The sequence below is a fragment of the Robertkochia solimangrovi genome, from assembly GCF_007279655.1.
GTDB classification, from domain to species: Bacteria; Bacteroidota; Bacteroidia; order Flavobacteriales; family Flavobacteriaceae; genus Robertkochia; species Robertkochia solimangrovi.
This window is the reverse complement of record NZ_QKWN01000013.1, coordinates 139,714-147,161: the sequence shown is the minus strand read 5'-3', so window position 1 is coordinate 147,161 and position 7,448 is coordinate 139,714. Positions and strand designations below refer to the sequence as shown.

The window sequence follows — 7,448 nt, the reverse complement described above, 5'->3', positions numbered from 1 at the left end:
TTTCTTTTTTCGCGGGCTCAAATTTTGGATAGACGGCGTTGTTCTTCGTGGGCCAATTTCTTTTTTCGCGGCTCAAATTTTGGATAGAGGGCGTTGTTCTTTGTGGGCCGGTTTCTTTTTTCGCGGGCTCAAATTTTGGATAGAGGGCGTTGTTCTTCGCGGGCTCTGTTTCTTTTGTCCTGAGTTTATAGGGATTATAGATTGTTCCCTGGTTGTATTGATGCATTCCTTAGCTTTAGGTTGCCGATTTATCTTCACTTATCGAGGTTTTTGATGTTGGGTTCTTGTGTTTTTTTATACCTTAGTTTCGGTTACAGGTAGGTGCCTAATGCCGAAAGAGCCAATAACCGAATTTCAAATACCAAGTAATATGAGTGATCAGAAAGAAACAAAAAAAGGACAGATCAATATTGAATTAGACGAAAGTGTAGCGGAAGGAACCTATTCCAACCTTGCTATCATCAATCATTCCGTTTCGGAATTTGTGGTAGACTTCATCAACATAATGCCAGGGCAGCCGAAGGCGAAAGTGAAAAGCCGTATCATTCTGACCCCTCAGCATGCGAAACGATTCCTGAAAGCTTTGGGAGATAATGTGCAACGCTTTGAAAATGCACACGGCGAGATCAAAGATTATGAACAACCTCCAATTCCACTGAATTTCGGTCCTACAGGAGAAGCGTAGAGGAGTTAAACAAGTGACACTAATAACACCATCGTCACCAATATCATCAGTGACACTAATTAATGTTATTTACATTTAAAAGAGTGTGCTTCATCGTTTCCCGAGTTCGATGATCTCCAGGTCTTTGACCTGTTTTCCGTCGATCTTAAACCGAAGCATCGTACGTACCTGGTGAAAACCATGTTTACCGGCAGCACCCGGATTCATGTGTAAGAGGTTGAGTTTTTTGTCGTAAATGACCTTTAAGATATGAGAATGCCCACTGATAAATATATCGGGGGTATTTTTTTTTATAGAAGCCTTTATTCTGCGATCATAACGATCGGGATATCCTCCGATATGCGTGATCCAGACGTCCATACCTTCGCACAAAAAACGGTTGTCTAACGGAAACTCGCTTCTGAGTTCATGATCATCGATATTTCCGTAAACCGCTCTTAACGGCTTCATCGATTTCAAAGTATCGGTAACCTCCGTGCTGCCAACGTCTCCTGCATGCCATACCTCGTCGGCCTCCTTTACATATTTAAGAATGGCATCATCCAGATGTCCGTGGGTGTCGGAAAGTAGGAGTATGTGAGTCATTTGTAAGTTGTGAGTTATATATTATGCGTTATTAGTTAATAGAACTATAGCGGGGATGGATGAAATTCCTGTTAAATTGGAATCCGCAGTCAGCACCCTATACAGATTAAAAATCCTTTTCCGGATAGCAATGAAACTGTATTTACCACTACAATTCAATATCTTTGTAGTTTTGAACAAAAGTAAGGTTTTGTCTTGAGGTATTTTTTAGAGTTTTCATATAACGGAAAAGCTTATCATGGTTGGCAACGCCAACCGAATGTCATAACAGTTCAGGAAGTTTTGGAAAAGGCTTTGTGTACGCTTTTGCGGACGGAGCTTGAAGTGACCGGCGCAGGTCGTACCGATACCGGTGTACATGCACGGGAAATGTTTGCCCATTTCGATTTTGAAATGATCGATGAAAGGGATGATCTGGTATACCGACTTAACAGTTTATTACCGGAAGATATCGCCGTAAAAGGTATTCATGTAATGTTACCGGAGGCCCATGCGCGGTTTGATGCGCTTTCCCGGAGTTATGAGTACCATATAACAAGAGTGAAAGATCCATTTTTGACCGATTTTGCATACCGCTTGAAATCGAATCCTGATATGGAGCTGATGAACCAGGCAGCGAATATGTTGCTTAATTACGATAATTTTAAATGTTTTTCAAGATCCAACACCGATGTTAAGACCTATATTTGCAATGTTACAAAGGCAGAATGGGTTAAAAATGGTGACGCTATGATCTTCCATATCAGTGCGGATCGATTTTTGCGGAATATGGTGAGGGCCGTAGTGGGAACGTTGCTGGAGGTTGGTTCCGGAAGAATATCGATCGCTGAATTCGAAACAATTATTAATAGTCAGGACCGAAGGAAGGCAGGGGCCTCGGCGCCGGCACATGGGTTATACCTTACCCGTGTGGAATATCCCCGTTCAATTTTTAAGAAATATGAGTAAGGACACTACCGGAAAATCTTTTGATCTGAAGTTGTTTAACCGATTGATGCGTTATACGCGTCCGTATCGCATGACCTTTTTAGGGGTGGGAATCACGGCTATACTGCTTTCATTGTTTTCTTCCGTACGACCGATCCTTCTTAAATATACCGTTGATGATTATATCCTTAAAAAGGATTCAGAAGGACTGCTGTTCTTTGTTTTACTGATGAGTCTGACGTTACTCCTTGAAGTGGTAAGTCAGTTGTTGTTCATCTATTATGCCAGCTGGCTCGGCCAGTCGGTAATCAAGGATCTTCGGGAGAAATTATTCCGCCATATGCTGAACTTCCGGATGAAATATTTCGACAGTTCATCGGTAGGGGTACTTGTCACGCGTACCGTAAGCGACATCGAAAGAATCGCCGCGATATTCAGTGACGGGCTCTTTATGATCGTTAGTGATCTATTGAAAATGCTGGTGGTAGCCGGGGTGATGATCGCATTCGACTGGCAGATGTCATTGATCATTTTTGCAATCCTTCCATTGATGTTGTATGCGACACGCTTGTTCCAGAAGGCGATGAAGAAGGCTTTTGTAGAAGTTCGTAAGCAGGTTTCGAACCTGAATTCCTTTGCACAGGAACGCCTTTCAGGCATGAAGATCGTTCAGTTGTTCGTTCGTGAGAAAGAGGAATATGAACGTTTTAAAGAGATCAACGATCTCCATCGAAAGGCCTGGATCAATACAGTATGGTATAACTCAATCTTTATCGCGGTAGTGGAATTGATGTCTGCGGTTACCACAGGTCTTATCGTGTGGTATGGCGGACTCCGTGCGGTGATGGATGGAGCAAATGACCTTGGGAATATTTTTATGTTCATCATGTTGTCACAAATGATCTTCCGTCCGTTACGACAGATCGCCGATAAGTTCAATACATTACAGATGGGTATGGTAGCGGCCAACCGCGTGTTCGATATTCTCGATACCGATATCAAAATCGAAAATAACGGGACCATTGAAGCCGGTCATTTGAAAGGGGATCTTGTTTTTGATAAGGTACATTTCGGATATCTTGAAGACGAAGAGGTATTGCATGGAATTTCCTTCGAAGCAAAGCCGGGAGAGACCATTGCCATCGTAGGAGCAACCGGAGCAGGGAAGTCCACCATCATCAATTTACTGAATCGATTCTATGATATTCAGTCCGGTACGATCCGTATCGATGGGGTGAACATCATGGATTATACCGTATCATCACTTCGATCTCAGATCGCGATTGTGTTACAGGATGTGTTCTTATTCGCCGATACTATTCATAACAATATTACCCTTAATAATCCCGATATCACTGATGAGGAGGTTGTAGAGGCAGCCAAAGCTATTGGTATCTATGATTTTATCGCATCGCTGCCCGGAGGATTTGATTATAATGTGAAGGAACGAGGTAGTATGTTGTCCAGTGGACAACGACAGCTGATCGCATTCCTGAGAGCTTATGTAAGCAATCCTTCTATTCTGGTACTGGATGAGGCGACTTCTTCGGTGGATACTTATTCTGAACAGCTGATACAACGCGCAACCGATAAGGTTACTGAAGGAAGAACTTCGATCGTGATCGCACACCGTTTGGCTACCGTTAAAAAAGCGGATAAGATTTTGGTGATGGATTCAGGAAATATCGTTGAAAGCGGTACGCATGAAGAATTGTTGAACAAGGAGGACGGTTATTACCGAAACCTGTATGAAGTGCAATTCATGGCAGAGGAAGAAGCGGTTTAGTTTTATCCCAGGTCCTTCTTTATTTCAGCGATCAGATCAGCAGAGTTCTCAAACAGGATGAATTCTCCGTTCTTGATATAAGAAACCTGTCCGCTTTCCTCACTGACCACAAGGGCCAGTGAATCGGTTTTTTCCGTGATCCCTACTGCCGCTCGGTGTCGGAGTCCGAAACGAAGTGGAATGCTCTTTTCATTAGATACCGGCAAAATCACTCTTGTTGCTGTGATGTAGTTGTCTTCGATGATGGCAGCACCATCATGTAGCGGGCTATTCTTATAAAAGATACTTTCGATTATCGGTTGAGTTACTTCAATGTTCATCTTGTCTCCGGTGTGTTTGACGAAATCCAGGGAATTATTCCTTTCGATGACAATCAGTGCTCCGGTATTGGTCAGACTCATCTTGTCACAAGCTGCAACGATAGCTTCCACATCGGTCTCGCTCTGTAATTGTTGTGATCGGAACAATTTGAAGTGTTTGGCAAATCCGCGTTTCCCGGCAAAGTTCGTAGAACCCACCATAAGTAGAAACTTTCGAATTTCCTGCTGAAATACGACGATCAGTGCAAAGAAACCAACTCCGATAAACTTTCCGAAGATGTTGCTGAGCACCCTCATGTTCAGGGCCTCGGTGATCAGGTAAATGATGTAGATGATCACGATGCCAAGGAAAATGTTGATCGCTACGGTACCCTTTACGAGTTTGTACACATAGTAGAGCAGGAAGGCCACGAGTACGATATCTACGATATCGATAATCTTAAAATCGATAAAATCGAATAATTCCAATGTCTGAAGCTTTTTGTAAAAATATAAAAATTAGCTTAGAGAGTACGATCGGTTTTCAGGAAGTGTAAGGATTTGTCAATCCTACCAGTTTTACACATTCCATAGCCTCCTTTACATCATGTACTCTAAGGATATTTGCTCCTCGCTCCAAAGATAGGGTATTGAGTATGGTGGTTCCATTCAGCGCAGTTTCCGGAGAGCCCCCAAGGGATTTGTAGATCATAGATTTTCGACTGATCCCTGATAATATCGGTTTTTCAAGCATCTTCAGCAGATCGAGTCGCCTTAGGACTTCAAAATTTTCTTCTTTGGTTTTTGCAAACCCGAATCCCGGATCGATGATACAATCATTGATCTTATGGATACGTGCTTGTTCGAGACGTTCGGAAAAATAATAGATCATTTCCTGCATGATATTGGAGTAGCCGGTTTGCTGTTGCATGTTTTGTGGTGTTCCTCGCATGTGCATCATAATATAGGGTACACCAAGCGATCCTACGGTAGGGATCATCGCTTCATCCAGAAATCCGGCAGCGATATCATTCACGATCGCTGCTCCGGCAAGAATGTTCTCTTTAGCCACACTTGCTCTGAACGTATCAACAGAGATCAGTGCCTCCGGAAAGTTCTTAAGAATAATTTCAGTGGCTTCAACACTTTTTCTGATCTCCTCTGGTTCAGGAATATCTTTAGCGCCGGGACGTGAGCTGTAAGCGCCGATATCCAGGAATGTAGCGCCTTCTTCAAGCATGTTTTCAGCCCTTTTAAGCAGGTCGGCATCGGAACGTAGGGTTCCGCCATCATAAAAAGAATCGGTAGTCACATTAAGGATACCCATGACCCTTGGTGTGGTAAGGTCGATCAGTTTTCCTTTGCAGTTAATTGTCATTTGGAGGATGTTTTTTGTGAATTCCTTTTCCCGGGGTGTGTACTTAAGTTAAATCTTCTACCTTTGAGAATTGAAAATTTTAGGCGAAATTTACGCAAAATACAGATAACCGCATGCAAGATACCTCGAAACAATACGACGCTGTCATTACAGTATGTCGTGATTTGTTTATTAAAAAAATGAAGGATTACGGCAGTGCCTGGAGGATTCTTCGTCTTCCATCACTTACAGATCAGATATTTATAAAAGCCCAGCGAATTCGATCTCTTCAGGAAAACGAGGTACGAAAAGTGGATGAGGATGAGCGTTCAGAGTTCATCGGGATCATCAATTATTCCGTTATGGCATTGATACAGATCGAAAGAGGCATTGCGGTTCAACCGGATATGGGTGTCGAGGAAGCAACGAGGCTCTATGATGAAAAAGTGGCGCTCACCAAATCACTGATGGAGAATAAGAACCATGATTACGGTGAGGCATGGCGCGATATGCGAGTGAGCTCGCTAACGGATCTGATATTACAGAAATTGCTTCGTGTAAAACAAATAGAAGATAATAAGGGTAAGACCCTGGTAAGCGAAGGAATCGATGCCAATTACCAGGATATGATAAATTATGCCGTATTCGCCATGATCCATTTAGGGGCTGGTGAATAAAATTAAAAAACCAAACTACTATGCGCCTACTCGTTAACCTTTCCAGGACTATTGTCGGAATATTGTTCATCATCAGCGGACTCATCAAAATGAATGATCCGGTGGGATTCTCCTTTAAGCTGGAAGAATATTTCGGAGCCGATGTACTCAATATTGAATTTCTTATTCCGTTCGCATTGGCCATTGCAGTAATTCTGGTAATTCTGGAGTGTTTGCTCGGCGTCATGTTATTGCTGGGATATAAGGTGAAGTTCACGGTATGGAGTCTATTTGCCATGATACTCTTCTTTACCTTCCTCACCTTTTATTCAGCATATTTCAATAAAGTAACCGATTGCGGATGTTTCGGGGATGCGGTAAAACTGACTCCCTGGGAATCGTTCACGAAAGATGTGATTTTATTGTTGCTTATCGTGGTATTGCTTTTCGGTCAAAGGTATATCAAGCCGTTATTGCAATGGAGTAGCGGAAGAACGGTTACCGTCATCTTCTTTATCCTGTTCTTAGCTTTTTCTCACTATGTATACCATCATTTACCGGTAATAGATTTCAGACCTTACAAAGTAGGTGCCAATATATCGGAAGGTATGACCATTCCTGATGGAGCTCCGGAAGCGACCTTCGAATATAGCTGGAAATTCAATGTTGGAGGCGAAGAGAAGGTCATCGTTACCAATGGTGAATATCCCGATGTCGATGGGGAATTAATCGGCGTTGAGACCGAACAGATCACTGAAGGATACGAGCCGCCGATCCATGATTTTACCATGGAGAAAGATGGAGTAGATCACAAAGAAGAAATTCTCGGTTTGCCGAAGGTCATGGTGGTCGTTTCAAGAGTTCTGAACGAAGCGGATGAAGAAGCTTTACAGGAACTTCCGGAAACGGTTAAAAAGGCTAAGGAAGCTGGTTATAAAGTAATCGGTATGACTGCATCCTCTGTTCAGGAAATGGGGGACTATAAAACGAATTACGGACTTGATTTCGATTTTTATTTCTGTGACCTTACCACTTTAAAGACTATTGTAAGGTCGAATCCGGGGGTATTTCTTATGGAGCGAGGTATAATCACTGATAAAGAACACTTCAATGATCTCGATGATCTGAACCTGGAATAGGGAAATTAGTGATA

General features: G+C 42.6%; 9 protein-coding genes. 5 read left to right on the top strand and 4 right to left on the bottom strand.

Going from position 1 to position 7,448, the window contains the following annotated elements; genetic code table 11:
- The coding region (locus DMZ48_RS18715) for a hypothetical protein (RefSeq protein ID WP_206751709.1) at positions 1–226 on the bottom strand (226 nt) is incomplete at its 3' end.
- Between the two features lie 144 nt (positions 227–370).
- Here DMZ48_RS18715 and DMZ48_RS16825 point away from each other — a divergent pair.
- Positions 371–685, top strand: a complete 315-nt coding sequence (locus DMZ48_RS16825) for a DUF3467 domain-containing protein (protein WP_143956339.1) — start codon at positions 371–373, stop codon at positions 683–685.
- 90 nt (positions 686–775) lie between these two features.
- Here DMZ48_RS16825 and DMZ48_RS16820 read toward each other — a convergent pair whose 3' ends face one another.
- Positions 776–1,270, bottom strand: coding sequence for a metallophosphoesterase family protein (locus DMZ48_RS16820; RefSeq protein WP_143956338.1), 495 nt, complete (start codon positions 1,268–1,270; stop codon positions 776–778).
- Between the two features lie 195 nt (positions 1,271–1,465).
- Between DMZ48_RS16820 and truA the strand changes: the two genes are divergently transcribed.
- Positions 1,466–2,218: a tRNA pseudouridine(38-40) synthase TruA gene (gene truA / locus DMZ48_RS16815; RefSeq protein ID WP_143956337.1), complete on the top strand. Its 753-nt coding sequence runs from the start codon at positions 1,466–1,468 to the stop codon at positions 2,216–2,218.
- Entirely contained in the window at positions 2,211–3,983 is a 1,773-nt protein-coding gene (locus DMZ48_RS16810) for an ABC transporter ATP-binding protein (protein WP_143956336.1), read from the top strand. Before truA ends, DMZ48_RS16810 begins: the two co-directional genes overlap by 8 nt.
- A gap of 2 nt (positions 3,984–3,985) precedes the next feature.
- On the opposite strand, the gene cdaA is transcribed toward DMZ48_RS16810, so the two are convergent.
- Both cdaA and folP read right to left on the bottom strand, forming a co-directional pair.
- Complete coding sequence (cdaA, locus tag DMZ48_RS16805) at positions 3,986–4,771, bottom strand: diadenylate cyclase CdaA (protein WP_143956335.1); 786 nt, start codon at positions 4,769–4,771, stop codon at positions 3,986–3,988.
- A 55-nt stretch (positions 4,772–4,826) separates the two neighbouring features.
- Positions 4,827–5,660, bottom strand: a complete 834-nt coding sequence (gene folP, locus DMZ48_RS16800; protein ID WP_143956334.1) for a dihydropteroate synthase — start codon at positions 5,658–5,660, stop codon at positions 4,827–4,829.
- A gap of 113 nt (positions 5,661–5,773) precedes the next feature.
- Between folP and DMZ48_RS16795 the strand changes: the two genes are divergently transcribed.
- Entirely contained in the window at positions 5,774–6,316 is a 543-nt protein-coding gene (locus tag DMZ48_RS16795; RefSeq protein WP_143956333.1) for a DUF1599 domain-containing protein, read from the top strand.
- A gap of 20 nt (positions 6,317–6,336) precedes the next feature.
- On the top strand, positions 6,337–7,434 hold the full coding sequence (locus DMZ48_RS16790; protein ID WP_143956332.1) for a BT_3928 family protein: 1,098 nt from the start codon (positions 6,337–6,339) through the stop codon (positions 7,432–7,434).
- The last annotated feature ends 14 nt before the right edge of the window (positions 7,435–7,448 follow it).